The organism is Cellulomonas endometrii (assembly GCF_949769265.1).
In the GTDB taxonomy this organism is placed as follows: domain Bacteria; phylum Actinomycetota; class Actinomycetes; order Actinomycetales; family Cellulomonadaceae; genus Cellulomonas; species Cellulomonas endometrii.
Map to the genome: position 1 here is coordinate 196,101 of NZ_CATKPC010000002.1, position 24,325 is coordinate 220,425.

The following is a 24,325-nucleotide window of genomic DNA, read 5'->3' on the forward strand; positions in this document are numbered from 1 at the left end:
ATCGCGGCCCGAGAAGACACGACATGGAGCAGTGATGGCCGAGAAGCTGAAGTTGGTCGACCGCGTGCAGGCGATCAACTGGAACCGGGTCGAGGACGAGAAGGACGTCGAGGTCTGGGACCGGCTGACGGGCAACTTCTGGCTGCCCGAGAAGGTGCCGGTGTCGAACGACATCCAGTCCTGGGCCACGCTGACGGACGCCGAGAAGCAGATGACCAGCCGGGTGTTCACCGGCCTGACGCTGCTCGACACCATCCAGGGCACCGTCGGCGCCGTGTCGCTCATCCCCGACGCGATCACCCCGCACGAGGAGGCCGTCTACACGAACATCGCGTTCATGGAGTCGGTGCACGCCAAGAGCTACTCCTCCATCTTCTCGACGCTCGTGTCCACCCGCGAGATCGACGAGGCGTTCCGCTGGTCGGAGGAGAACCCGAACCTGCAGCGCAAGGCCGAGATCGTCCTCGACTACTACCGGGGCGACGAGCCGCTCAAGCGCAAGGTCGCCTCGACCATGCTCGAGTCGTTCCTGTTCTACTCCGGCTTCTACGCGCCGATGTACTGGTCTAGCCGCGCCAAGCTCACCAACACGGCCGACCTGATCCGCCTGATCATCCGCGACGAGGCGGTGCACGGGTACTACATCGGCTACAAGTTCCAGAAGGGCCTGGAGAAGCTCACCGACGCCGAGCGCCAGGAGCTCAAGGACTACACGTTCGAGCTGCTCTTCGAGCTGTACGACAACGAGGTGGAGTACACCCAGGACCTCTACGACCCCCTGGGCCTCACCGAGGACGTCAAGAAGTTCCTCCGGTACAACGCCAACAAGGCGCTGATGAACCTGGGCTACGAGGCGCTGTTCCCGCGCGACGAGACGGACGTCAACCCCGCGATCCTCGCGGCGCTGTCCCCGAACGCCGACGAGAACCACGACTTCTTCTCGGGCTCCGGCTCCTCGTACGTCATCGGCAAGGCCGTGAACACCGAGGACGAGGACTGGGACTTCTGAGTCGCTGACCTGCACGGACGCCCCGTCGAGCATGCCGCTCGGCGGGGCGTCGCGCTGTGCGGACGAGGCGGGACGACCGGGTCAGTCACCGACCTCGTCGCCCGCCGCGACCGCCGACGCCGCGGGCCGGGTGGACCCGGCGGTCCGGCGGGTGTGCGTCTCGATCGCGGCGAGCACGACCGCCAGCACGACCGCCGGGAGCAGCGCGGCGCGGGTGCCGAGCGCGTCCGGCCCGCTGGCCAGCGCGCCGATCCCCGCACCCGCGGCGAACGACAGCACGATCGCGCCGACCCGCCGCGCCACGAACCGCTGCGTCCGGTCGTAGCCGCTCAGCCACTCGTAGGACGCGCTGACGAGCGTGCGCAGGTTCCCGGTGGTCATCGTCGTGCTGTAGCTGGTGTCGCGCACCAGCCGGAACGTCGCGACCTGGAGGGCGGCGACGAACGCCACCGCCATCGTGCTCGCGGCCGTCGGCGCGGACCGGGGGAGGGCGGCGACGGCGACGAGGGTCGCGATCTCGGCCAGCAGCACGCCGCGGGTCGGGTCGTCGAGGACCCGCAGGTGCCGGTGCGCGGCCAGCCACTCCGCCACGACGAGCCCGGCGAGGAACGCGCCGATGATCGGCAGGTAGCCCGCGGCCGCCGCCCAGTGCCCCTGCGCGGCGTCGATCGCGACGAACACCACGTTGCCGGTCTGCGCGTTCGCGAACACCCCGTCGTGCGCGACGTACGTGTAGGCGTCGAGGAACCCGCCGACCACGGCGAGCGCCGCCCCCGTGACGGGGTGCTCGGGACGGGTGCGGACCCTCACGGTGCGCACCGTCCCCACCGGGACGTGCGCGCGGCGGCCGACCACGAGGCTGCGTTCACCCCACCAGTGTCGTCCCCGTCCGGGGAGGCGTGCCGGGGCCCTGGTCCCGGGCCGGCGCCGCACCGGCGTGAGCGGCGAGGTGGGGGCGCGTACCGTCGCGACGGTGACCTCCGTGCTGCTGCTCTCGCTCGGCCTCGGCGCCGTGCCTCCGTTCCTCGCCGCCCACGCCCCGGCCGGCCGGCCCCTGACGATCGGCTACGTCCCCGACGCCGCCCGCACGGACCCGGAGGCCCCGTGGGCGGTCGCGGAGCGCGAGCGCGTCGCCGCGCTCGGCCACGCGGTCGTCGACATCCGCCTCACCGGGGCGGACGCCCGGACGGTGGCCGCGGCCCTCGACGGCGTCGACGTGCTCTACGTCGCGGGCGGGAGCACCTTCGCCCTGCTCGACGCCCTGCGGACCTCCGGCGCCGACGAGGTGGTCGTGGAGCGGGTCCGAGGCGGCCTGCCGTACATCGGGCTGAGCGCGGGGTCGATCGTCGCCGGACCGAGCGTCGAGCCCGCGTCGCTGATGGACGACCCCGCCGACGCCCCCGGCCTGACCGACCTGCGCGGGCTCGGGCTGACCGACGCGGTGGTCGTGCCGCACGCCGACGGGAAGCTGCCGCCGTACCCGCTGGAGCTGATCGGGCGGACGCTCGACCGGTACGGGTCCGACCACGAGCTGGTGCCGCTGCGCGACGACGAGGCGCTGCTGATCACAGGGCCCGGGTGGAAGGTCGTGGCCTCGGCCTGAGCGGCACCGGCGCGCGTCAGCGGCCCGGCACCTGGAACCCGGGACGTCCGGTCGCGCTCGCCCCTTCGCGCCGGCGGGTCGCGCTGATCGTGGCGAGCAGCGCGAGCGCGTCGTGCGCGGGGGAGCCCGGCTCGGCGTAGTACGCGATGAGCGTGAGACCGTCATATCCGGGGAGCTCGAGCGCCTGGAAGGACAGCTCGAGGTCTCCGACGCCGGGGTGGTGGAACTGCTTGACCCCGGTGCGGTGGAACCGCACGTCGTGCACGGCCCACATGCGGCGGAAGTCCTCGCTGCTGACGGACAGCTCGCCGATGAGGTCGGACAGCTCCCGGCTGTGCGGGGCGCGGCCCGCCTCCTGGCGGAGGATCGCCACGGTGTCCTCGGCCATGTCCTCCCACTTCTCGAGGGCGGTCCGGGCCGCGGGGTCGAGGAACAGGTACCGGGCGAAGTTCTCGGCGGCGGGCGCCGGCGCCCCGTCGGGGTGGTAGAGCTCGCGGGCCAGGTCGTTCATCGCGAGGACGTCGAGCCGGCCGTTGCGGACGAAGGCGGGGACCCCGGTCATGCCGTCGAGCAGGTGCTGCACGCCCTGCGGCAGCTTCGCGGGAGCCCGGCGCCGGCGGGGGTTCGCGCCGGCCGAGGCGGCGCGGGCGAGGTCGAACAGGTGCTGGCGCTCGGCGGGGTCGAGGCGCAGCGCCCGGGCGAGCGCGTCCAGGACGGGCTCGGAGGCGCCGGCGATGTTCCCGCGCTCGAAGCGGTTGTAGTAGTCGACGCTCATGCCCGCGAGCAGGGCGATCTCCTCGCGCCGCAGCCCGGGGACGCGGCGCCGTCCGCCGCCGGCGGGCAGGCCGACCATCTCGGGGGTCAGGCGGGCACGCCGGCTGCGGAGGAAGTCGTGCACCTCGTCGCGGATCGCCATGCCGCCACGCTACGACCGGCCACCGCGCGCAGGCAGGTACTGGCGTTACACGGACACCCCGTCACTACCTCACCCCGTGCGGGGTCGCTTGGCTGGGTGACGTCCCCACCGACGTCCGCCCAGAGCAGCCGTGCCGTCGCCCGGGAGGCCGCCACCCACACGCCCGCCGCAGCGGCGGCTGGACGATCGTCCGCTCCGCCGCCACCACGTACTGATCCCGGTACCGCACCGCGCGGGGCACCCACACCGAGGAGCACGTCATGTCCGCACCCACCCCGTCCACCACCCCCGCCACCGAGGTCGTCGTCGTCATCGGCGCCGGCGCGATCGGCCAGGCGATCGTCCGCCGGGTCGCCGCCGGCCGCACCGTCCTGGTGGCCGACATCGACGACGACAACGCCGCCGCCGCGGCACGCACCCTGGAGGGCGCCGGCTACCGGGTGACCACCGGCCACGTCGACGTCTCCGACGGCGCCTCGGTCGCGGCGCTCGCCGAGCAGGCCACCGGACTCGGCGCCGTCACCCGCGTCATCCACACCGCCGGCCTCTCACCGGCCCAGGCCAGCCCGCAGGCGATCATCGCCGTGGACCTGGTCGGCACCGCCCACGTCCTGGAGGCGTTCGGGCGCGTCGTCGCCCCCGGCGGCTCCGGCGTCGTCATCGCCAGCCAGGCCGGGCACATGATCCCGCCGCTGCCGGCCGAGCAGAACGAGGCGCTGTCCCGAACGCCGGCGAGCCGGCTCACCGACCTGCCGATGCTCCAGGCGGACGCGGTGCCCGGGTCCGGCTTCGCCTACGCGCTCGCCAAGCGCGCCAACGTGCTGCGGGTCCAGGCTGCCAGCGTCGAGTGGGGCGACCGCGGCGCCCGCCTCAACTCCCTCAGCCCCGGCATCATCATGACGCCGCTGGCACTCGACGAGCTCAACAGCCCCGCGGGCGAGACGTACCAGGAGATGATCCGCGCGTCGGCGGCCGGCCGCGTGGGGTCGCCCGACGAGGTCGCCGGAGCGGCCGCGTTCCTGCTCGGCCCCGACGGCGCGTTCGTCACCGGCACCGACCTGCTCATCGACGGGGGCGTCATCGCCTCGATCGTCACCGGGCGGTTCCAGGTCCGCCTGAGCTGACCGCGCCGAGAGGCGCCGTGACGGGCCTGCCGGACGGGGAGCCAGGCACCGCCGTTCCAGGTAACGACAGGGCCCCTTCCGGGGGCGGCGCGCCGGCGAGAGCGGGCTTAGCGTCGAAGGATGACCGAGACCACCCTGACCCTGAACAACGGCGTCACCCTGCCCGCCCTCGGCTTCGGCGTGTTCCAGACGCCGGCCGAGGAGACGGTCGCCGCGGTGACCGAGGCCCTGCGCGTCGGGTACCGCCACATCGACACCGCCGCCGCGTACGGCAACGAGCGCGAGGTCGGCCAGGCGATCGCCGCCTCCGACGTCGACCGCTCCGAGGTGTTCGTCGAGACCAAGATCTGGATCAGCGACTACGGCTACGACGCCACGCTGCACGCGTTCGACAAGAGCGCCGGCAAGCTCGGCGTCGAGCAGATCGACCTGCTGATCCTGCACCAGGCCCTGCCGAGCCGGTTCGACCTGACGATCGACGCCTACCGCGCCCTGGAGCGGCTGCTCGCCGACGGCCGGGTGCGCGCGATCGGCGTCTCGAACTTCATGCCCGAGCACCTGGACCGGCTCCTGGCTGAGACGTCGGTCGTGCCCGCGATCAACCAGATCGAGGTGCACCCGTACTTCCAGCAGCGCGAGCTCCTGGCTAAGGACGCCGCGCTCGGCATCCTGTCGCAGGCGTGGTCGCCCATCGGCGGCATCACGTTCTACCGCGACGGCGCCCACGGCAGCACGCTCGAGGACCCGACGATCGTCGACATCGCCCGGGCGCACGGGAAGTCCCCCGCGCAGGTGATGCTCCGCTGGCACCTGCAGCAGGGACGGCAGGCGATCCCGAAGTCCACGAAGCCGGCGCGCATCGCGGAGAACCTCGACGTGCTCGACTTCGAGCTGTCCGCCGAGGAGCTGGCGCGCATCGACGCCCTGGACACCGGCGTGCGCGGCGGCCCGGAGCCGGAGCAGATCACCCTCGACACCTTCGGCCGCGAGATCCCGGAGGCGTGACGATGGAGCAGCGGCTGCTCGGGCGCACGGGGGTGTCGGTGAGCCCCCTGTGCCTCGGGGCGATGATGTTCGGCCCCTGGGGCAACGACGACCGCGCCGACGCGACCCGGATCATACACCGGGCCCTGGATGCCGGGATCACCTTCGTGGACACCGCCGACGTGTACTCGGGCGGCATCTCGGAGGAGATCGTCGGCGAGGCGATCCGGGGCCGGCGGGACGACGTCGTGCTGGCCACGAAGTTCTTCATGCCGATGGGCGACGACCCGAACCAGCGCGGCGGCTCGCGGCGCTGGATCATGCGCGAGGTCGAGGCGTCGCTGCGCCGGCTCAACACCGACCACATCGACCTCTACCAGGTGCACCGGCCGAGCCCGGACACCGACGTCGAGGAGACCCTCGGGGCGCTGACGGACCTGGTCCGGCAGGGCAAGGTCCGGTACATCGGCTCCTCGTCCTACTCCGGCAGCCAGATCGTCGAGGCGCAGTGGGCGTCCCGGGCGCGGCACCTGGAGCGGTTCGTCACCGAACAGCCGCCGTACTCGATCCTGGTGCGCGGCATCGAGCAGGACGTCCTGCCGACCACGCAGCGGTACGGCATGGGCACGCTGACGTACAGCCCGCTGTCCGGCGGCTGGCTGTCGGGACGCTGGCGCAAGGGCGCCGGGGCGTCACCGACGTCGTCGGCCAGACCGTCGGCGCGGTTCGACATGAGCAGCCCGGCGAACCAGCGCAAGCTCGACGCCGTCGAGGAGCTGGCACAGCTGGCCGACCAGGCCGGGATGTCGCTGATCGAGCTCGCGATCGCGTTCGTCCTGCACCACCCGGGGGTCACCTCGGCGATCGTCGGCCCGCGCACCATGGAGCAGCTGGAGTCCTACCTGCCGGCCGCCGACATCAGGCTGTCGACGGACGTGCTCGACCGGATCGACGAGATCGTGGCGCCGGGCGTGACCATCAACCCGGACGACACCAGCTACGGCGCGGCCGAGCTCGCCCCGGCGGCCCGCCGGCGCTGAGCGGTCCCGGACGCAGCGCGCACGAGCCCCCTCCCGCCACGAGCGGGAGGGGGCTCGCGACCTGCTCCGTCAGTCCCGGGGGGCGACCCGCAGCGTCGCGCCGACCAGCGCCGGCCCGACGACCGAGCCGACGATGCGCGCCCCGTAGCGGTCGTACTCGGCGTGGTACGCCGCGTCGAGCTGGGCGTGGACGTCGGGGGCCGGCTCCTCGAACCGGACGTCCTTCTCGACGCCGCCCGCGCGCACCCGCCCGGTGCCCGACGCCTTCGCGCGGCGGAACCAGCCGTTCTCCGGGCCGTACGCGGAGCGGATGTAGACGTCGTCGCCGGAGCGGACGGTCCAGATCGTCACGGCAGGCCGCAGGGTGCCGTCGGGGCGGTACGAGGCGACCTCGAGCTCGTCGGCGCGCCCGATCGCGTCGAGCTCCTGGGCGGTCCACGCGGTCACGAGCGCACCTCCGCCGGGGCCGAGTACTGCTCGTCGGTGACGGGCTCGCCCCACGTGGTCTCGGAGCCGTCGCGGGCCTCGGTGGTCTCCCACATGGCCAGGTGCTCCATGAAGGCGTCGGGCCCGGCGCCGTGCCAGTGCCACTCGCCGGGCGGGCACCACACGGTCCGGCCCGGCCGCAGCTCGAGCACACGGCCGTCGCGGGTGCCGACCCGGGCGGCGCCCTGGGTCACGTGCAGGGTCTGGCCCTCGGAGTGGACGTGCCAGTGCGTGCGGGCGCCCGGGGCGAACCGGACGGTGTTGACCCGCAGCCGGGACGGGGCGGGCGGGGCGGCGACGACGTCGAACCAGACGTCGCCGGTGAACCAGTCGGCGGGGGCGTGCACCGTCGGCTGCTCGGGGGAGGTGGGCTGGATCTGCATGGGGCTGGGACCTTCCGTGGGCGGCGGTGGTGTTCAGGGACGGAGCATGACCTCGAGGGCCTCGCGGGCGTCCCGGCGGGCAGCACGTCCATGGACGACCCAACGGCATGCGGGCCGCGCGCGGGAGTCCCTGTGCAGCCCGGTACTGGCGTTACCCCTCACTCCTCGACGACGTCCGCCCGGCTGAGCCGCAGCTCCTCGACGTCGAGGCGCGCCTGCACGGCCCGGAGCACGGAGTCGTCGATCGCCCGCTCGTCCCGCAGCCGTACGACCGCCTCGCGCTTGCGGGCGATCAGCGCCAGCCGCAGCTCGGCGTACTGGCTCCCGGCGCGCACCGCGTCGTCCTCGTCCGCCGTGCCCTGCGCGTCGACCACCCGCAGGTGCTCCTCGTACTCCGCCACGGTCCGCTGGACCACGGCCTCGTCCGTCCCCAGGCGTGTGGCCACCTCGCCGATCGACTCCAGGGCCTCGCGCGTGGACACCTGCTCGGCGAGGCGCCGCTCGTCCTCCGGGGCGGGGTCGGGGGCGAACGCGGCCCAGCGCACCACCCGCGGGAGCAGGACCCCCTGGACGACCAGGGACAGCGTCACGACGACCGCGGTGACGAACACGACCAGGTCCCGCGAGGGGAAGGGCTGCCCCGACGCGATGGTGGTGGGGACGGCGAGCGCCGCGGCCAGCGACACGGCGCCGCGGAACCCGGCGACGGTGCTGACCACGCGGGACCGGTCGCTCACGCGCCGCAGCCGCTGGGAGGGCCGGCGGTCGAGCACGCGGATCGTGTAGGCGGACGCGAACAGGAACACCAGGCGCACCGCGAGCACGGTGACCCACACCAGGACGGCGAGCACCACGGCGGGCCCGACCTCGCTGCCGGGGACGCTGCGGAGCACCGACTGCACCTCCAGGCCGACGAGGACGAACAGCGCCGCGTTGAGCAGGTAGGTGCCGAACGACCAGAACGACTCCGCGAGCCGGCGCGTCGCGGCGGGCACGAGCCGCGGGCCGACCCGGCTGAGCATGAGCCCGCTGACCACCACGGCCAGCACGCCGGAGGCCTCGACCGTCTCGGCGAGGAGGAACGCGGCGAACGGGGTCAGCAGAGTGACGACGTTCGCGAGCAGCACGTCCGCGAGCCGCGCGCGGAGCAGGGTGGCGAGCCACGCGACCAGGACGCCGGCGAGCACCCCGCCGCCGTAGGACAGCACGAGCAGCCACGTGAGGTGCCCGGCGGTGAGCGACTCCTCGCCGACCGTCACCCCGACCGCGACGCCGTACAGGACGAGCGCGGTGCCGTCGTTGACCAGGCTCTCGGAGCGCAGGACCGCGACCGTCCGGCGCGGCAGCGCGCGGGACAGGGCGGCGACGGCGGTCGCGTCGGTGGGCGCGAGGGCCGCCCCGAGCACCCACGCGGGCCCCCAGGCGACCCCGAAGGCGTGGGCGACCGCCGCGACGGTGCCCGCCGTGAGCGCGACCAGCACGGTGCTGGTGAGCACGACACCGCGCAGGTTGAACCGGATCTCCCTGAGCGAGCTGGTCAGCGCCTCCCAGAACAGCAGCGCCGGCAGGAAGACGAGCAGCATCAGCTCGGGCGGCAGGTGCACCTGGCGCAGGGCGGGGGCGAACCCGAGGAGCACGCCGAGCAGGAGCAGGAGCACCGGGGTCGCGACGCGCAGGCGCTGCGCGAGCGCGCCCCCGAGCACGATCGTGGCGGCCAGCACGACGACCAGCTGCAGTGCCTCCACGGCTCTCACCTCCACGACGGGGTCCACGATCTCCGGCGCGCAGCCGGGCCGCACGCCTGCCTCGACGTGCGGCCCGGCTCGTCGTCACGCCCTCGTGGCGTGGTGCTCAGATGCGCGCGGAGGGATCCGTCCCGTCGTCCGTGCCGAGGCCGGTGCCGCCCGGGAGCACGTCGTCGACGACGACCGTCTCCTCCTCGACGACCACCGGCACCACGGGGTCGACCTCGGGGATCGTGCCGACCTCGACGGTGTCGTCCTTGCGCGTGGCAGCGGCCGCAGCCGCGCCCGCGGCCGCCAGCCCGACGCCCGCAGCGACCGCCTTGGCCGAGACCCCGGCCTTGCCCTTGTCGCCCTGGGACGCCGCGGCGTGCTCGACGCCGGGCGTGCCGACACCCGCGCCCTCGCCCACGGTCCCGCGCCACGCGCCGGTGGCGTACCCCTCGTCCTCGATGAAGGCCTTGAACCGCTCGAGGTCCTTCTCCGCCTGGTTCTCGACGACGTTCAGCTTGTCGCCGACCTTCTCGACGAGTCCCTCGGGCTCGTACTCCAGGTGGAGGCGCACCGAGGTCTGGCCGCCGCCGACGTCCTCGAACGTCACGGCTCCCGCGTTCGTCGCGCCCTGTGTGGCGGCCCACGCGACCTTCTGGTCGGGGACCTGCTCCAGGATCCGCGCCTCCCACTCACGCTTGACGCCGGCGATCTCGGCGACCCACTGCAGCCGGTCGTCGCCGAGCTGCGTCACCTTCTTCACGCCGCCCATGAACCGCGGGAAGTCCTCGAACTGGGTCCACTGGTTGTACGCCACGCTCACGGGCACGTTCACCAGCAGGGACTTCTCGACCGTCGTCGTCATGGCTTCTCCTCGTGTGGAGTCCGGGCCGGCGGGAGCTGCTCCCCGCCACGTCTCCCAGCATGCGCGCCGACGGTCGGGGGCGCCCGGGGAGCACGGGCGCCGCCTCGCCGGGGGGCGACCGAGGGGCTCAGCCATCCGACGCGGGAGCCCCCGGCGTGCCGGACCGGCGCGAGCGCAGCCACTGCGCCCCGCTGACGACGACGGTGAGCCCGACCGCCACGACGACCAGGCCCGTGACGTAGCGCTCGAGCCCGGGCACCCGGGTGCCCAGCGCGTACCCGGCGAGGGGGATGGCGGTCGCCCAGACGACGCCTCCCGCGACCTGCCACACGGTGAAGGTGCGCACCGGGATGCGCGTCATGCCGGCGAGCGGGTTGATGACCGTGCGGACCACCGGGATGAACCGGGCGAGGACGATCGTCCGTGCCGCCCCGTACCGCTGGAGCAGCACGCCCGACCGGTCGAGCGCGGTGCGTACGCGCCCGTCCGGGGCGGATCGTGCGGCCCACCGGTCCCCCGCGCGACCGATCAGGTACCCGGCCTGCGCCCCGAGCACGGCACCGGACGCGGCGGCCACCAGGACGCCCGCCAGCGGGAGGCGGTGGCCGGGCCCGGCGCTCAGCACACCGGCGGCGAGCAGCAGCGTGTCGCCGGGGAGCAGGAAGCCGATCAGAAGGCCGGTCTCCGCGAGGAGCACGACGAAGATCCCGGTCACGCCGAACGCGGACAGGAGGTGGCCGGGGTCGAGGAGGTTCACGCCCCGAGTATCCGCCCGGGGGCGTGCGCGACCCTGCACGGCACCGACCGGCTCGGCCGGGGCGACCGGCTCGTCGAGCCCGGGGGGCAGGCCGGCCACGTCCGCGACGCGCGGACGGGTGACGTACCGGGTCGCGCCGATCATCGCCGTCCGATCCGGGGACCGGTCGCGCTACTGTCCGGCGCATGACCGAGCAGCAGCCCCCGAGCATGCCGGAGGGCAGCGCCGCACCGCAGCCCACCCCGGCGCAGTCGTCCGCGCTGGAGCCCTACGCCTCGCAGCCCTACGCCTCGCAGCCCTACGCCTCGCAGCCCTACGCCTCGCAGCCCTACGGCCCCGACGGCCGGCAGCCGTACGCGCACCCGTACGGGACCCCGGGCCAGGCGCCGCTCGCCCAGGGGTACGCACCGATGGCGTTCTCCCCGGTGGCCGGTCCCGCGCCCTACGGCGTCGACCCCGTGACCGGGGCGCCGTGGTCGCACAAGACCAGGGCCACCGCCGGGCTGCTGCAGCTCCTCCTGCCGTTCGTGGGCGTCTGCGGCGTCGGGCGGCTCTACGCCGGGCAGATCGGGATCGGCCTGGCGCAGCTGCTGGGGTTCTTCTTCGGCGGCATCCTCACCGTCGCGCTCGTGGGGTTCGTCATCGCGCCGGCGGTGTGGCTCTGGGCCGTCATCGACGGGATCGTCCTGCTGAGCGCGGGCGGCCGGGACCAGTACGGCCGGCCGCTGCGGTAGCCGGGCTGTCGCCGGCGAGCGTCGCGTCGAATTGCGCGCAGTGCGCCTGACCTAATTCCCGGCCGCTCTCGTGAAAGGCGTCACCAGCCTTCCGGGGTGACTGAACTGTCGACCTGTCAACGCGCTGACCTGGGCAGACGCGAGTGAGCCAGGCCTTCCTTTCTAGACGTCCGACGGAATGCCTCCTACCGTCGACGACAAGGTTCTGGACGCACGCCCCCCACCATCCCGGAGGTCCACGATGAGCACCCTCATGGAGCAGCCGCCCGTCTCCGAGTGTTCGGTCGACGGCTGCTCGTACAACCACGAGCACGCGTGCAGCGCCGCCGCCATCACGATCGGCGGCACCGGTGACGCGCAGTGCTTCACCTTCATCCCGCTGAGCGTCAAGGGCGGCCTGGACCGGGTGGTGTCGCACGTCGGCGCCTGTCAGCGGACCGACTGCACGCACAACGAGCACCTGACCTGCGGCGCCGACGCCGTGCGGATCGGTGCGGGCCACGACCTGGCCGACTGCCTGACGTACGCGCCCGCCTGAGTCGCCCGCCGCGCCGCGGGGAGCCCCCCAGCTCCTGCCACCGCGACGCGCAGGCCAGGACGTGCGCCGGCCCCCGCCCCCTCGCCGGGTGCGGGGGCCGCGTCGTGCCCGCTCCGTGAGCCGGGCGACCGGGCCGGTCAGTCCTCCGGCTCGAGCGCCGCGGCGATGGCCGCGGGCACGGGGACGGCGCCCTCGGACAGCTCCAGGGTCAGGCCGGCGGTGCGGGGCTCGTCGAGCAGGGCGAGCAGGACCGCGGCGACGTCGTCGCGGGGCACCGTCCCGCGGGGGATCTCCGGGCCCAGGCGGACGTGGCCGGTGCCGGCGTCGTCGGTGAGCCCGCCCGGTCGCAGGATCGTCCAGCCGAGGTCGCGGCCGCGCAGGTCCTCCTCGGCGGCGGTCTTCGCGCGGAGGTACGCGGCGAACACCTCGTCGGTCCCGGCGGGGGGCTCTGCGCCGGCGCCGACGGACGACACGAGCACGTACCGGCGGACCCCGGCGCGCTCCGCGGCGTCCGCCAGGAGCGCCGCCGCCCCGCGGTCGACGGTGTCCTTGCGGTCGGCGCCGCTGCCGGGCCCGGCCCCGGCGGCGAACACCACGGCGTCCGCGCCGGCGAGCTGCGCCGCGAGCGTGTCGGCGTCCGTGTCCTCCAGGTCGAGCAGCACGGCGGTCGCGCCGTCGGCCTCGACGTCGGCGACGTGGGCGGGGTTCCGCACGATCGCGAGGGGCGTGTCACCGCGCTCCGCGAGCAGCCTGCTCAGACGTCGGGCGATCTGTCCGTGGCCTCCGGCGATGGCGATGCGCATCTCCCCACCGTAGGAGCGCGGGGCGGCGGGCGCACCCGGGTCGCCGGCCCGCGGGTGCACGCCCGCGCGGGGGACGCGGTCGGGGCCGGCCGGACCGCTACGCGCTCTCCGCGACGGGCGAGTCGTCCGCCGCGTCCGCGCGCCCGGTCTCCAACGGGCGCAGGGCGCCGAGCCGCGACCGCAGGCTCTGCACCTCGTCCTGCGCGGCGGCGGTGCCCGGGACGACGGACAGCGCGGTGTACGTCTCCGCGGTGGGCAGCAGGTCCCGGGCGAGGTCCCGCAGCGCCTCGGCGACCTCGGCCAGGTCCGCGGCGTGCGCCGCGTCGAGGTCGGGGGAGTCGCCCTGCAGCCCGACGTACAGGACGAAGCCGGCGCGGGCGGGCTGGGCCGGTCCGGGCGCGGGTGCGCCGCCGGCGGCGGCGGGGGCGGGCGGTGCGGCGCGGCCGGCCGGTGCCGGACGTGCGGTGCTGCGGGTTCGTGCCACGGGATGCTCCGGGGGTGCGCGGGGACCGCGACGAGGCGGTCGGGCAGAGGTCGGGAGGACGGCGGGGCGTCAGGACCGACAGCGCGTGCGATGCGTCCCCGGGCGTACGCCGGCGGACGCCGGGGCGGCGTCGACGGGGTACGGGCGGGTGATCACGCGACGATCGTCGCAGGGGCCGCCGCGGCGTCCAAGGGCTTTGCGCGGCGGTCTCAGCGGCCGAGACCAGGGCGCCCTGCGGGGCGCCGCGGCCCGGCTGGCCGGAGCTCGGTCAGACGACGCCGTAGAGGCGGTCGCCCGCGTCCCCGAGCCCCGGGATGATGTACGCGCGCTCGTCCAGGCGCTCGTCGACCGCGGCCACCACGACGGTGACGTCCATGCGGTCGCCGACGGCCTCCTCGACCACCTTCAGGCCCTCCGGCGCGGCGAGCAGGCACACGGCCGTCACGTCGCGGGCGCCGCGGGCGAACAGGTAGTCGATGGCCGCGACGAGCGTGCCACCGGTGGCGAGCATCGGGTCGATGAGGAAGCACTGCCGGCCGGTGAGGTCCTCCGGGAGGCGGTTCGCGTAGGTGATCGCCTCGAGCGTCGTCTCGTCGCGCTGCATGCCGAGGAACCCGACCTCGGCGGTCGGCATCAGGCGGGTCATGCCGTCGAGCATCCCGAGGCCGGCGCGCAGGATCGGGACGACGAGCGGCAGCGGCTCGGCGATCTTCACGCCGGTGGTGCTGGCGACGGGGGTCTCGATGTCCACCGGCTCGGTGCGCACGTCACGCGTGGCCTCGTAGGCCAGGAGGGTCACGAGCTCGTCGACGAGCTTGCGGAACGTCGGGGAGGACGTCTCCTTGTTGCGGAGCACCGACAGCTTGTGGGCGACGAGCGGGTGGTCGGCAACGTGCAGGCGCATGGGCCCAACCTACCGTGCCCGTCGTGGCCCGGGTGGCACGCCCCGAGGGCGCGGGCGCGGCGAACCCGGGCCGGGCCGAACGTCCCGGGCGGGGGCGGTCTGCGCCCACCACGATGAGACCCGCACGGCGGTCGCGCCGGTTCCCCTGACTCGCGTGGCCGCTGTGCCTCCACCCCCACCCCCGCCGGCGGCGCGTGCCGTGCGCGAGGATGGCGCCATGTTCGCGCGCCCCGACGACCTCACCGCCATGGGCCTCGCCCTCACCGAGGCGGCCGGCTGCGCCGCGACGCAGGACGTCCCGGTCGGCGCCGTGGTGCTGGGCCCCGACGGCGCGGTGGTCGGAGCCGGCCGGAACCGGCGGGAGGCGGACGCCGACCCGACCGCGCACGCCGAGGTGCTGGCCCTGCGGGCGGCGTCGGACGCGCTCGGGCGGTGGCGGCTGGACGACTGCACGCTCGTGGTGACCCTGGAGCCGTGCCTCATGTGCGCGGGCGCGACGGTGCTGGCGCGGGTGCCGCGGCTGGTGCTGGGGGCGTGGGACGCGAAGGCCGGGGCGTGCGGCTCCCAGTGGGACGTCGTGCGGGACTCGCGGCTGAACCACCGCGTCGAGGTGGTCGGCGGCGTGCGCGAGGAGGAGTGCGCCCGGGTGCTGCGCGAGTTCTTCGCGACGCACCGCGGCGCCTGACGCCACGCCCCTCGCGCCGGCACCGGCCGGCACCCCCGGACGCACCGAGGGGCCCCGCCGTCGCCGGCGGGGCCCCTCGGTCGCGGCGTGCGCGACGGTCAGCCGCCCGTGATGTTGTCGTACGCCCGCATGGCCGCGGTCTGGGCGTCGGCCAGGGCCTCCTCGGGCGTCTTGTCGCCGAGCAGCGCCGCGGTGATGGCGTTGTTCAGCTCGTTCTGGATGTCCTGGCCGGCGGGGGAGGACCCGAAGGTCTGCCCGTAGTCCACGACGTCGTAGAAGGTCGAGATGACCTGGTCGAAGCCGGCGTCACCGGTCTCCGTGACGTACTGCTCGCGGATCGCCTGGTCGGCCTCCGGCGAGCCGGTGAAGAGGCCGGTGTTGAGGCCGCCGTCCTCGGCGATGGTGTTCGCGCGCGCCTCGCCCGCCGCCATCCAGGCGTCGTACGAGGTGAGGTTGAGCATCCAGGCGCACGCGGCGTCCTTGTTCTGCGCGCCGGCCGGGATGACGAACGCCGTGCCGGAGGCGACGGAGAACGGGTTGCCCTCCTGGTCGCGGAACGGGACCGCCTCGATCTGGAGCTGGCCGACGTAGGCGCCGAGGACGTTCGGGTACCACTGGGCGTTGACCTGCGCGCCGACCTGGTCCGCGACGTACTGGTTGTTGTCGCCGAAGGTGTCGAACGAGTCGGTGAAGCTCTTGACCTTGGCGAAGCCGCCCTGCGCGTCGGTGATCTGCTTGAGCAGCTCGATGCCGGCGACGTTCGACGGGTCGTCGAGGGTGGGGACGCCCTCCTCGTCGGTGAGCTGGCCGCCCTGCCCGAGGATCCACAGGCCGCCCTGCCCGGTGGCCTGCGGGTCGAAGCCGAGCGTCGTCGGGACGCCGTCGCTCTCCTTGTACATCGTCGTGATCGCGTCGACGAGCACGTCGGGCTGCGAGGTGTCGATCTGGTCGGGCGTGACCCCGGCCGCGTCCATGACCCGCTTGTTCACGATGATGGCCGGCGGCTGGAAGAACTGCGGGACGGCCCAGACCTTGTCCTCGTAGCGGACGTCGTCCACGACGGACGGGTAGTACTGCTCGTCGGGGTCGACGTCGTGCGCCTCGTAGCAGGCGTCCAGCGGCAGGATCAGGTCCTGCGCCGCGTAGGTGGTGACGTAGCGGCGGTCCATCTGCACGACGTCCGGGACGTCGCCGCCGGCGATGCGGGTGGTGAACTTCTGGGAGTCGAACGCCGTGGCGTCGAGCTCGACGTCCACGTCCGACAGCTGCTCCGCGGCGTAGTCGAGGCGCGAGGTGCCCACGTCGTCGGCGTTCTCGAAGCCCCAGGCGTTGAGCGTGCCCGACGCCTCGGTGGAGAAGTCGGTCGACTCGGCGGCACCCTCCTCACCTCCGCCGGAGCTGCACGCGGCCAGCGCGAGCGCGGTGATCGGCAGCAGGGCGATCGCTGCGCGGCGACTCTTGGTCATGAACGTCTTCCCTTCCTCGGCCGGCGGGCCGGCGTCCTCGCAGGCCCACGGGAGAGCCCTCAGCAGCACTGCCGAGGGTCTGAAAACCTTCCCACATCGGACGCTAGTTCAGGCGCCTCGGCCGGGACAAGAGCGTAGGGATCACGGAGTGATTACGCCTGTCGAACCGCTGCTGACCATGGACTGAGCGCCGCCAGTGTGACTAGGCTCATGTGGCAACGATGCCACAAAGACGAGGATTCCGGTATGCCTCCGCGTGATCAGTCCGTCCGTCGGATCCTGCTCGTCGGCCACACGCACCACGACGTCGGGTACACGAACAGCCCGCGCCTGGTCGACGACTTGCACGCCGAGACCGTACGGCGGGTGCTCGACCTCTGCGACACGAGCGGCGGCGACGGCCCGGACGCCTTCCGGTGGACGTTCGAGGTGGTCAGGCCGGTGCTCAGGTTCCTCGAGGACGCCGACGCGGCCGACGTCGAGCGGCTGCGGCGTCGCGTCGCCGAGGGGCGGGTCGCGGTGACCGGCGGCTACCTCAACATGACGCAGCTGCTGTCCGACGCCGAGCTCGGGACCGCCTACGACGCGCTCGACCGGCTCCGCGCCGTCGGTGTCCACGTCCGCACCGAGCAGCACGGGGACGTGAACGGCACCGCGTGGGGCACGGTCGACGGCATGCGCCGCGCCGGCGTCGACCGGCTGGTCATGGCCCTGAACCCCGACCACGGCCGCCCCCCGTACCCGCAGCCCACCGGGTTCTGGTGGGAGGGGCCGTCGGGCAGCCGGGTGTTCGTGTGGTTGTCGACCCACTACGGGATCGGCGAGGAGTGGGGCATCGTCGACGGGGACGTCGAGGCGGCCGAGGCGCACATCGCGGACTTCGTCGACCGGCTCGAGAAGCGCGACGACTACCCCTACGACACCGCCGTGGTGCACGCCGCGAACGACAACCGCTGGCCGACAGCCCTGTTCCTCGACGTGGTGCGGCACTGGAACGCCCGGCACCCGGACGTGCCGATGCGGACCGCCACGATCGACGAGGCCCTGGACGTGCTGCAGCCGCAGGCCGCCGGCGCGCCGGTCGCCCGCGGGGAGTGGTCGGACTGGTGGGCGCACGGCCACGGGTCGACCGCCCGGGAGGTGGCGGTCTACCGGGAGGCCCGCTCCTTCGCCCGCGCCGCCCAGACGACGCTGGGGCTCACCCGCCTGCGCGGGGACGGGGAGCCGGCGCTCGCGGACGTCATCGGCTACCGGCGCGGCCCGGTGCGGCTGCGGTCCGACGCCGAGGTCGCCCGCGACCTGGCCCGCGTCGACGCGGACCTGCTGCTGTTCGCCGAGCACACCTGGGGCTCCTGGGAGACGTACTCCAAGCCGTACTCGACGTTCAGCCACTCGCACTGGAACGCCAAGGCCGCCTTCGCGTACGGGGCGTTCGACGTCGCGCGGGACCTCGCGGTGGAGGGGCTGTTCCGGCTCGTGGCGAGCGGTCCCGCCGGCGGCGCGCGGCCGCCCGCCCCGGCCGGGACCCGGATCGTGGTCGTGAACCCCACGGAGCGCACCCGCACCGAGCCCGTCGACGTCGAGGTCGCCGGGCGCCACCGGGCCCGCACCGTCGCGACGGTCCCGCCGTTCGGGGTCGCCACCGTGCCGCTGCCCGCCGCACCCGGCGCCGCGCGCCCCGGCCGGGAGCTCGCGTGCGGGCCGTACCGGGCGGTGGTCGACCCGGGCCGCGGCGGCGTCGTGTCCCTCGTGCACGTGCCGTCCGGGCGCGAGCTCGTCGACGCCGCCGTCCCGCACGGGCTCGGGGCCGTCGTCACCGAGACCGTCGTCCCCGGCAGCACGCACCCGATGGTCGTGCGCGACCCCAAGGACTTCCACCCCGACTTCCCCGGGCCGGACTTCGACCGGCGGCACGCCACCGGGGACGAGGAGCCGCTGGTCACCGACGGCGACGGCTGGTCGCGCATCTCGTGGCGGACGACCCCGCCCGGGCTGCCCGCGGCGACCACGACCCTCACGCTGTACCGCGACCTCGACGTGGTGGACCTGGAGGTCGCGCTCGTGAAGCCGGAGGCGTTCGGGCCCGAGAGCATCCACGTCGCGTTCCCGTTCGCCGTGGCCGCCCCGGAGTTCCTGCTCGAGACCGCCGGCGCGGTGTACGCCGCCGAGACGGAGCAGCTGCCCGACACCAGCAAGGACTGGTACTCCGTGCAGCACGCGGTCGGGGTGCACCCCGCCGGCGGCGGGCCCGGGGTGCTGTGGGGGACGGTCGACGCGCCGCTCGTCCAGCTCGGCGGGCTGCACACCGGCGAGTGGGCGCGCACGCTGCGCGCCGAGCGCGGGTACGTGTCGTCGTGGCTGATGAACAACCTGCACTTCACGAACTTCCAGGCCCGGCAGGAGGGCACCCGCACCTACCGGTACCGGTTCGCCGCCGCCGAGGCGGTCACCCGGGAGCAGGTCCGGGTGCTCGGCAGGGACGTCGCCGAGCCGCTGCAGGCGCGCGCGTACGAGGGTCCCGTGACCGTCGACGGCCGGACGGGCCTGCGGGTCGAGCCGGCGGACGCCGTGCTCGCCGAGGTGCGGCCGACGGACGACGGCGCGGTACGCGTGCGGGTGCGGAACGTGGGCGCGGCCCCCGTCGAGGCCGAGGTCGCGTGGGACGGCGACGGCGTGGCTGGGGGCCGGCGGGTCGCGCTCGACGCCTTCGGGGTGGCCGACGTGGAGCTGCGCCGCGCCGGGCGGTAGGCCGGGCAGGACGACGAAGGGGGGTCCCGGACCGGGACCCCCCTTCGTCGTGCGCTCCCCGTGAGCCCGGGGCTCAGGCGGGGTCGTCCGCCGAGGGCGCGTCCGCCGCGCGGGGACGGCCCGTCGCGTCCGGGGAGGACACCTGCGTGGCCGTGAGCACCGTGGTGCCCTCACCGGCGCCCTCGGGGGCGGGGCCGGCGGCCGGGACGTCGGCGTCGATCTCCCCGGACCGCACTGCGCCCGCGCCCTCGGGCGTCGCGCCGTCGGCCCCCGCGCCGTCGAGCGGGCGCTCCACCAGGTCGAGCTCCACCACCGGCGCGGCGGGGTCGGCCGGCACCCGGAACGTCCGCAGCTGGTACGGCCCGAAGTCGGCCTCCAGCGTGCGGCCGACCAGCGGGAGGTCGATGCGGGCGGTGCCCGGCTCGCCGCGCGTCTCGACGGCGCGGACGACCAGGTCCGCGCCGCCGGGGCCGTCGGTGACGTCCTCGGTGCCCTTGAGCGCGGTCACCATCACGGCTCCGGCGTGGTCCGACGCGAACGACCCCGTGCGGGGCAGCGACCCGGCGTGGAACGACTCGAGCATCGCCCGCACCGGGGATCCGAGCACCGCGGCGCGGCGGCCCGGGTCGGCGGTGCGGCGGTCGCCGTCGTGCGCGACCAGCTCGTAGGAGAACCGCTGCACGCCCTGGTCCTGGTAGGAGTAGATGTCCTCGCCGTCGAGCAGCCGCGGGTCGTGCCACGCGTAGACGGGGCTGCGCACCGCGGTGACGCCGATGCTCGGCTCGTCGCCGGGGGACACGTCGTACCCGTGCTTGTTCGTGGTGACGAGCGTGAGGCCCGCCGGGCGGCCGTCGACCGTGCCGGTGAGGTCCACCCAGCCCTGGCCGGGCTCCTCGGCCCCGTCGACCGGCCGCTCGAGCGCGGCGTACGGGATCTGGTACGTCGCCCGCGGGTCGGACAGCGCCGTGGGGAACCGCAGCTTGAGCAGGTGCGCGTGCTCCCGCCAGTCCAGCGTGACGTCGACGCGCAGGACGGCCGAGTCGTGGTCGAGCAGCAGCTCCTCCGTCATCGTCGACGCGCCCCACTCCCGCTCGACGCGGACCCGGGCCCGCAGCGGCCCGGACTCCCGCACGACGATCCGCGCGAGCTTCATCGGGTCGCCCGCCCAGGCGTAGGACACGACGCGGTGGCCCCAGGTGTCGGTCGGGTCGGCGCAGACCTGGGTGTGCTGGGCACCGTCGACGCCGCGCATCACGTCCAGCCCGGTGCGCTTGTCCCGGTAGGAACGGATCCAGCCCGTCGCGGGGTCGAGCTCGATGCGGACCAGGTCGTTCTCGAGCACCGTCTCGGACGCCGACAGGCGGCCCGGGGAGCCGGCGCTCCACTCCGGGCGGGCGGGCTCCGCGGCCATCCGCACCCGGTACAGCCGGTAGCCGAGCGCCGGCACCTCGGCCCGGAACACCAGGGCCCCGCGCCCCGTCTGGTTGGTGGTGGCCTTCGACTGGGTCGGCTGCGAGACGACGGTGCGGCCCTCGTCGTCCACGACGTGCACGGGCCCGGGCGTGGAGCCGTAGTGCAGCTCGACGTCCGTCGACACGGGCCACGGGTGCGGGTTGAACACCAGGACCGGCTGGCTGGCCTCCTCCATCGGCACGTCGACCTGCCGGGCGATCGTGTTGTGCGCCCGCACGATCACCCGCTTCGCGATGGCGACGGCCTCGCCGAGCTGGTCGCGCGCGTCGTCGTAGGCGTGCTCGATCGCGGACCCGGGCAGCACGTCGTGGAACTGGTTGAACAGCACCTGCTTCCAGGCCCGCTCCAGGTCCTCGCGGGGGTACGGCGTGCCGTCGTGCGCCGCCGCCACCGCGGCCCAGCGCTCCGCCGACAGCAGCGCGAACTGCGCGCGGCGCTGCCACGCCTTGATCCCGGAGTGCGCGGAGTAGCAGCCGGGCGCGTGGTGCTGCAGGTCGTCCGACCACTCCGCCAGGCCGTCCAGGAACTCGGGCCCGCGCGCCTGCACGGAGTCGAGGTAGTCGCGCGGGGAGGACATGGTCAGGCGGCCGAACGAGCCCATCCGGTCGTACCGGTGGATCGACTCGATGTTCGCGATGGTCGGGCCGCCGCCGTGGTTGCCGACCCCGTACAGCACCATGACGTCGCCGAGCGAGCGGTCCAGCGTGCCGAGCGCCTTGTCGACCTGGCCGTCGACGGACCCGGCGGGGGAGCAGTACTCGAACGGGATCCGGTACGCCAGGACGGTGCTGCCGTCCGGCGCGCGCCAGCGGAACAGGGTGTCGGCCAGGTCGCTCTCGTGCGGGCCGGGGCGCAGGAACAGGTAGGAGTCCAGCCCGTGGCCGCGCAGCACCGTCGGCAGGGACGCGCTGTGGCCGAACGGGTCGACGTTCATGCCGACCGTGGCGGGCTTGCCGAAGCGGGAGATCAGGTAGCGCTGCCCGTACAGGCCCTGGCGGGCGAACGACTCGCCCATCGGCATGTTGCAGTCGGGCTCCACCCACCAGCCGCCGACGTTGACCCAGCGGCCCTCGGCGACGCGCTCGGTGATGCGCGCGAACAGCTCGGGGTCGGACTCCTCGACCCAGGACAGCAGCACCATCTGGTCGCACGTGAACACGAAGTCCGGGTACTCGTCCATCCGGTGGATCGCGGACCAGAACGTCGCCCGCGCCTCCTGGTAGCCCTCCTGCCACGGCCACAGCCACACGGGGTCGATGTGCGAGTTGCCGATCATGTGGATGGTCCGGTCCGGCGTGGCGTGCGGCCGCTGGGTGGGCGGCAGGTCCCGGGGCTGGGTGCCGGCGGGGGCGTTCGACAGGGGGGCGCCCGTCGTCGTGCGTGGCCTGCTCATCTCGCTCCTCGTGCGTCGTCGCGCGGGTTCGTCGTGGTGATCCGGTGATCGGTCGTGCGATGGCAGGGCGGTCCGCCCCCTCGGGGCCGCTCCGGCGCGTCGATCGTACCCTGCAATCGATCCCATACCGAGCGGCCCCGTGCTGTCAAGAAGGGCTCGCCGACCCGTGCTCGTGTTCGGGCGAGCACATCTGTTCGGCGATTGACATCCCGGGCGCAGGCCCGCTTGCATGGTCGGCATGTCGCGTCGCGGAGGACCGTCCCTGCCCGCCCGCCTGTCCGCGGGGGTGGTCGAGGGGTTCTACGGCCCGCCCTGGCCGCACGACGAGCGGCTGGCCCTGCTGTCCGCGGCGCCGGCGCTCGGGCTCGACACGTACCTGTACGCGCCGAAGGACGACCCCTGGCACCGGGAGCGGTGGCGCGAGCCCTACCCCGCCGCGGAGCTCGGCCGCCTGGGCGAGCTCGCCGAGCGGGCCGCGGACGCCGGGGTGACGTTCGTGTGGTCCGTCGCCCCGGGCCTGTCGATGCGGTACACCGACGAGGCCGACCACGACGCCCTGGTGGCGAAGGCGGAGCAGGTCCGGTCGGCGGGCGTGCACGACGTGTGGCTGCTGTTCGACGACGTGCCGTACGGGCTGCCGCACCCCGCCGACGAGGCCGCCTACGGGCCCGGCCGGGGCGGCAGCGGCCGGGCGCACGGCGAGGCGGCGCGGCGGTTCCGGGACGCGTTCCTCGAGCCGGCGGGCCTCACCCACCCGATGACCGTCTGCCCCACCGACTACGCCGGCTGCGGCCCCTCGGACTACCGCGACGGGCTCGCCGAGACGCTGCCCGACGACGCCCGCGTGCTGTGGACCGGGGCGGACATCGTGGTCGGGACGGTCACCCGGCAGGACGTGGCGGATGCGGCCGCGGCGTTCCGGCGCCGGCTCGTGCTGTGGGACAACTTCCCGGTCAACGACTTCGACCGCACCCGGCTGTTCCTCGGGCCGCTCACCGGGCGGCCCGGCGACGTCGAGGACCTGCCGCTCGACGGCATCGTCGCCAACGCCATGATCGAGGCGGTGCCGTCCCGGCTACCCCTGGCCACGGTGGGCACCTGGGCCCGCGACCCCGCGAGCTACGACGCGGAGGCCGCCGGTGCGGCGGCGCTCGCGGCCGTCGCCGGTGACCGCGCGCCGCTCGTCGGTCCGCTCGTGCGGGCGTGCGGGACCTGGCCGCCCGACGCCCCGCGGGACGCCGGGCTGGCCGCCGCGATGGACGCGGCCGTCCGGGGCGACGCCGGCGCCCGCGAGGTCGTCGCCGGCCGGATGCGGGAGCTCGCGGAGGCGGCGCCCTCGGCGGCGGACGACGGCGACCCCCTGGTCGAGGGCCTGCGCCCGTGGCTGACGGCCGCGGCACGCACCGGGGCCGCGGGGCTCGCGGCGTGCGCGCTGCTGCGGGGCGACGGCGACGCCGCGACGGCGCGGGCGGCGCTCGACCTGGTGGAGACCGAGTTCCCGGACGTGCTGCGGTCCGACGTCGCCCGGTTCGTCCGCGGCGCCCTCGCGGCGGTCGGTGCCGCCGTCGACGGGGTCGCGGGCGTCCGGGGTGACGCGCACCGGGCCGTGCTGGTCACCGGGCCCGAGCCGACGCCGGGGGACCGGGCGACCGCCGGCTGGCTGCGGCTGCGCGGGCTCGACGTCCGCGTGGCCTCGACCTGGCCGCCGGCCGACCACGCCGAGGTCGACCTGGCGGTGCTGACCCCCGACGCCCCCGCGGCCGCCGCGGGTTCCCTGGCCGACGCCGCCGTGCCGGTCCTCGCGTGGGGGCGGCTCGTCACGCTCGGGGTCGCGCGGGAGTCCGGGGTGCTGCTCGACCGGGACCGGCTGGTGCCGGACGGCGCCGCGCCCGTGCGGGTGCACCGCGGGGCGGGCCGGCTGACGTGGTGCGAGCCCGTCGCCGGCGCGCGCGTGCTCGCCCGGGCGCCGGAGCCCGAGGACCGGCCGGTGCTGGTCGAGGTCGCCGCCGGGACGCCCCTGACCACCGGCCGGCCCGCGCCCGCGCCCCGCACGGTCGTGTTCCTGACCGGCGACGGGGCCGCGCGCTGGCTGCTCACCGACGCGGGCTGGGCGGTCCTCGACGCGGCGCTCGACCGCCTCCTCGCCCCCTCGCGGGTCGACGCCGCCTCCCGGGTCCCCGCCCTCTGACGGGGACCC

General features: G+C 74.8%; 22 protein-coding genes. 10 read left to right on the forward strand and 12 right to left on the reverse strand.

Features of this window, described 5'->3' with window-relative positions:
* Positions 1-34: 34 nt before the first annotated feature.
* The gene (nrdF, locus tag QNH85_RS03365) at positions 35-1,009 is read left to right on the forward strand and encodes a class 1b ribonucleoside-diphosphate reductase subunit beta (RefSeq protein ID WP_213282651.1); all 975 of its coding nucleotides are present in this window, start codon (positions 35-37) and stop codon (positions 1,007-1,009) included.
* Positions 1,010-1,090: 81 nt separating this feature from the next.
* Here nrdF and QNH85_RS03370 read toward each other — a convergent pair whose 3' ends face one another.
* Positions 1,091-1,819, reverse strand: a complete 729-nt coding sequence (locus QNH85_RS03370) for a YoaK family protein (RefSeq protein WP_282944623.1) — start codon at positions 1,817-1,819, stop codon at positions 1,091-1,093.
* A 163-nt stretch (positions 1,820-1,982) separates the two neighbouring features.
* Between QNH85_RS03370 and QNH85_RS03375 the strand changes: the two genes are divergently transcribed.
* A complete protein-coding gene (locus tag QNH85_RS03375; RefSeq protein ID WP_282944624.1) occupies positions 1,983-2,612 on the forward strand; it encodes a Type 1 glutamine amidotransferase-like domain-containing protein in 630 nt (209 codons plus the stop codon).
* Between the two features lie 16 nt (positions 2,613-2,628).
* On the opposite strand, the gene QNH85_RS03380 is transcribed toward QNH85_RS03375, so the two are convergent.
* Positions 2,629-3,528: a helix-turn-helix transcriptional regulator gene (locus QNH85_RS03380; RefSeq protein ID WP_282944625.1), complete on the reverse strand. Its 900-nt coding sequence runs from the start codon at positions 3,526-3,528 to the stop codon at positions 2,629-2,631.
* 260 nt (positions 3,529-3,788) lie between these two features.
* Between QNH85_RS03380 and QNH85_RS03385 the strand changes: the two genes are divergently transcribed.
* From QNH85_RS03385 to QNH85_RS03395, 3 genes are all read left to right on the forward strand, one after another.
* Entirely contained in the window at positions 3,789-4,652 is an 864-nt protein-coding gene (locus QNH85_RS03385; protein ID WP_282944626.1) for an SDR family oxidoreductase, read from the forward strand.
* Between the two features lie 120 nt (positions 4,653-4,772).
* Positions 4,773-5,657, forward strand: a complete 885-nt coding sequence (locus tag QNH85_RS03390) for an aldo/keto reductase (protein WP_282944628.1) — start codon at positions 4,773-4,775, stop codon at positions 5,655-5,657.
* Between the two features lie 2 nt (positions 5,658-5,659).
* Positions 5,660-6,676, forward strand: a complete 1,017-nt coding sequence (locus QNH85_RS03395; protein ID WP_282944956.1) for an aldo/keto reductase — start codon at positions 5,660-5,662, stop codon at positions 6,674-6,676.
* A 69-nt stretch (positions 6,677-6,745) separates the two neighbouring features.
* Here the strand turns inward: QNH85_RS03395 and QNH85_RS03400 are convergent, their stop codons facing one another.
* From QNH85_RS03400 to QNH85_RS03420, 5 genes are all read right to left on the reverse strand, one after another.
* A complete protein-coding gene (locus QNH85_RS03400; protein WP_282944630.1) occupies positions 6,746-7,123 on the reverse strand; it encodes a DUF2255 family protein in 378 nt (125 codons plus the stop codon).
* Positions 7,120-7,545 (reverse strand): (R)-mandelonitrile lyase, encoded by a 426-nt coding sequence (locus tag QNH85_RS03405; protein ID WP_282944632.1) that lies wholly within the window; start codon positions 7,543-7,545, stop codon positions 7,120-7,122. The genes QNH85_RS03400 and QNH85_RS03405 overlap by 4 nt, the downstream gene beginning before the upstream one ends.
* A gap of 158 nt (positions 7,546-7,703) precedes the next feature.
* Positions 7,704-9,290 carry a Na+/H+ antiporter gene (locus QNH85_RS03410; protein WP_282944634.1) on the reverse strand — a complete coding sequence of 529 codons (1,587 nt, stop codon included), beginning with the start codon at positions 9,288-9,290 and terminating at the stop codon, positions 7,704-7,706.
* A 106-nt stretch (positions 9,291-9,396) separates the two neighbouring features.
* The gene (locus QNH85_RS03415; RefSeq protein ID WP_282944635.1) at positions 9,397-10,143 is read right to left on the reverse strand and encodes an SRPBCC family protein; all 747 of its coding nucleotides are present in this window, start codon (positions 10,141-10,143) and stop codon (positions 9,397-9,399) included.
* A 127-nt stretch (positions 10,144-10,270) separates the two neighbouring features.
* Entirely contained in the window at positions 10,271-10,900 is a 630-nt protein-coding gene (locus tag QNH85_RS03420; RefSeq protein ID WP_282944636.1) for a DedA family protein, read from the reverse strand.
* A gap of 185 nt (positions 10,901-11,085) precedes the next feature.
* Between QNH85_RS03420 and QNH85_RS03425 the strand changes: the two genes are divergently transcribed.
* Both QNH85_RS03425 and QNH85_RS03430 read left to right on the forward strand, forming a co-directional pair.
* Positions 11,086-11,634, forward strand: a complete 549-nt coding sequence (locus tag QNH85_RS03425) for a TM2 domain-containing protein (protein WP_282944637.1) — start codon at positions 11,086-11,088, stop codon at positions 11,632-11,634.
* Positions 11,635-11,875: 241 nt separating this feature from the next.
* Entirely contained in the window at positions 11,876-12,172 is a 297-nt protein-coding gene (locus tag QNH85_RS03430) for a DUF1540 domain-containing protein (RefSeq protein ID WP_282944638.1), read from the forward strand.
* A gap of 137 nt (positions 12,173-12,309) precedes the next feature.
* On the opposite strand, the gene QNH85_RS03435 is transcribed toward QNH85_RS03430, so the two are convergent.
* From QNH85_RS03435 to upp, 3 genes are all read right to left on the reverse strand, one after another.
* Positions 12,310-12,975 (reverse strand): SDR family oxidoreductase, encoded by a 666-nt coding sequence (locus QNH85_RS03435; protein WP_282944639.1) that lies wholly within the window; start codon positions 12,973-12,975, stop codon positions 12,310-12,312.
* A 97-nt stretch (positions 12,976-13,072) separates the two neighbouring features.
* A complete protein-coding gene (locus QNH85_RS03440) occupies positions 13,073-13,459 on the reverse strand; it encodes a hypothetical protein (protein ID WP_282944641.1) in 387 nt (128 codons plus the stop codon).
* A gap of 268 nt (positions 13,460-13,727) precedes the next feature.
* On the reverse strand, positions 13,728-14,363 hold the full coding sequence (upp, locus tag QNH85_RS03445) for a uracil phosphoribosyltransferase (protein WP_213282633.1): 636 nt from the start codon (positions 14,361-14,363) through the stop codon (positions 13,728-13,730).
* 217 nt (positions 14,364-14,580) lie between these two features.
* Here upp and QNH85_RS03450 point away from each other — a divergent pair, with 217 nt between their 5' ends.
* On the forward strand, positions 14,581-15,048 hold the full coding sequence (locus tag QNH85_RS03450) for a nucleoside deaminase (protein WP_428830347.1): 468 nt from the start codon (positions 14,581-14,583) through the stop codon (positions 15,046-15,048).
* A 98-nt stretch (positions 15,049-15,146) separates the two neighbouring features.
* Here the strand turns inward: QNH85_RS03450 and QNH85_RS03455 are convergent, their stop codons facing one another.
* Positions 15,147-16,514: an ABC transporter substrate-binding protein gene (locus tag QNH85_RS03455; protein ID WP_282944642.1), complete on the reverse strand. Its 1,368-nt coding sequence runs from the start codon at positions 16,512-16,514 to the stop codon at positions 15,147-15,149.
* A gap of 246 nt (positions 16,515-16,760) precedes the next feature.
* On the opposite strand from QNH85_RS03455, the gene QNH85_RS03460 reads away from it, so the two are divergent.
* The gene (locus QNH85_RS03460; RefSeq protein WP_282944643.1) at positions 16,761-19,262 is read left to right on the forward strand and encodes a glycoside hydrolase family 38 N-terminal domain-containing protein; all 2,502 of its coding nucleotides are present in this window, start codon (positions 16,761-16,763) and stop codon (positions 19,260-19,262) included.
* 73 nt (positions 19,263-19,335) lie between these two features.
* On the opposite strand, the gene QNH85_RS03465 is transcribed toward QNH85_RS03460, so the two are convergent.
* A complete protein-coding gene (locus QNH85_RS03465) occupies positions 19,336-22,128 on the reverse strand; it encodes an alpha-mannosidase (RefSeq protein ID WP_282944645.1) in 2,793 nt (930 codons plus the stop codon).
* A 238-nt stretch (positions 22,129-22,366) separates the two neighbouring features.
* On the opposite strand from QNH85_RS03465, the gene QNH85_RS03470 reads away from it, so the two are divergent.
* The gene (locus QNH85_RS03470) at positions 22,367-24,316 is read left to right on the forward strand and encodes a beta-N-acetylglucosaminidase domain-containing protein (protein WP_282944647.1); all 1,950 of its coding nucleotides are present in this window, start codon (positions 22,367-22,369) and stop codon (positions 24,314-24,316) included.
* Positions 24,317-24,325: the final 9 nt, after the last annotated feature.

Excerpts from the sequence above, each read along its gene's own strand:
- nrdF (WP_213282651.1), top strand. The coding sequence starts at position 35 with ATGGCCGAGAAGCTGAAGTTGGTCGACCGCGTGCAGGCGATCAACTGG.
- QNH85_RS03380 (WP_282944625.1), bottom strand. The coding sequence starts at position 3,528 with ATGGCGATCCGCGACGAGGTGCACGACTTCCTCCGCAGCCGGCGTGCC.
- QNH85_RS03385 (WP_282944626.1), top strand. The coding sequence starts at position 3,789 with ATGTCCGCACCCACCCCGTCCACCACCCCCGCCACCGAGGTCGTCGTC.
- QNH85_RS03390 (WP_282944628.1), top strand. The coding sequence starts at position 4,773 with ATGACCGAGACCACCCTGACCCTGAACAACGGCGTCACCCTGCCCGCC.
- QNH85_RS03395 (WP_282944956.1), top strand. The coding sequence starts at position 5,660 with ATGGAGCAGCGGCTGCTCGGGCGCACGGGGGTGTCGGTGAGCCCCCTG.
- QNH85_RS03405 (WP_282944632.1), bottom strand. The coding sequence starts at position 7,545 with ATGCAGATCCAGCCCACCTCCCCCGAGCAGCCGACGGTGCACGCCCCC.
- QNH85_RS03415 (WP_282944635.1), bottom strand. The coding sequence starts at position 10,143 with ATGACGACGACGGTCGAGAAGTCCCTGCTGGTGAACGTGCCCGTGAGC.
- QNH85_RS03425 (WP_282944637.1), top strand. The coding sequence starts at position 11,086 with ATGACCGAGCAGCAGCCCCCGAGCATGCCGGAGGGCAGCGCCGCACCG.
- QNH85_RS03430 (WP_282944638.1), top strand. The coding sequence starts at position 11,876 with ATGAGCACCCTCATGGAGCAGCCGCCCGTCTCCGAGTGTTCGGTCGAC.
- QNH85_RS03435 (WP_282944639.1), bottom strand. The coding sequence starts at position 12,975 with ATGCGCATCGCCATCGCCGGAGGCCACGGACAGATCGCCCGACGTCTG.
- upp (WP_213282633.1), bottom strand. The coding sequence starts at position 14,363 with ATGCGCCTGCACGTTGCCGACCACCCGCTCGTCGCCCACAAGCTGTCG.
- QNH85_RS03450 (WP_428830347.1), top strand. The coding sequence starts at position 14,581 with ATGTTCGCGCGCCCCGACGACCTCACCGCCATGGGCCTCGCCCTCACC.
- QNH85_RS03455 (WP_282944642.1), bottom strand. The coding sequence starts at position 16,514 with ATGACCAAGAGTCGCCGCGCAGCGATCGCCCTGCTGCCGATCACCGCG.
- QNH85_RS03460 (WP_282944643.1), top strand. The coding sequence starts at position 16,761 with ATGCCTCCGCGTGATCAGTCCGTCCGTCGGATCCTGCTCGTCGGCCAC.
- QNH85_RS03465 (WP_282944645.1), bottom strand. The coding sequence starts at position 22,128 with ATGAGCAGGCCACGCACGACGACGGGCGCCCCCCTGTCGAACGCCCCC.
- QNH85_RS03470 (WP_282944647.1), top strand. The coding sequence starts at position 22,367 with ATGTCGCGTCGCGGAGGACCGTCCCTGCCCGCCCGCCTGTCCGCGGGG.